This window comes from Psychrobacter sp. 1U2 (assembly GCF_051847575.1).
Map to the genome: position 1 here is coordinate 1 of NZ_JBPYDC010001820.1, position 517 is coordinate 517.

Genomic DNA, 517 nt, shown 5'->3' on the forward strand with positions numbered 1-517 from the left:
TAATCACGCCCTCGCGCATAGCGTGCAATAATGCCTTGATTGGGATAATCATTATCGCTAACAGTGCGCGGCACAGGTGCCTGGGTTAGATAATCCATACGAACGCTGATAATGGTTTGTGCACCTGCAACAAGCTTAGCAGGGTGCGCTCTTAAATCATGATTGTTATGCATAAACTGCAACTGTCCTTCATACCCTTTATCTAACCACTGCTGTAGCTGCTCAATTTGTTGAGCAAATAAAGGATGATGGACGGATAAGAACCCACAGTCAGCGAACCCTAAAGCTTGGGCCTCAGACTTAATCCATTGTTTTACCTCTACTGCAGTAGCAAATACAGGAGTATTGGTAACTTCAATACCACCGCTCGTTTGCTGATTAGAGGAATGCACTGAATGCTGTTTGATGGACGATTTATTGTTCATATTAGAGGGTACTAGTTTGTGAATTTATACATCGATAGTGATGTTGTAGCGGCTATGATAGGCCAGTTTATTGCCAATGCAATCATAAAAAT

General features: G+C 42.4%; 1 protein-coding gene. It reads right to left on the reverse strand.

Annotated features, from left to right (window positions below; translation table 11 throughout):
* On the reverse strand, positions 1–425 hold a 425-nt coding region (locus ACS8FD_RS24575; protein WP_439277768.1), incomplete at its 3' end, for a QueG-associated DUF1730 domain-containing protein.
* Positions 426–517 lie beyond the last annotated feature (92 nt).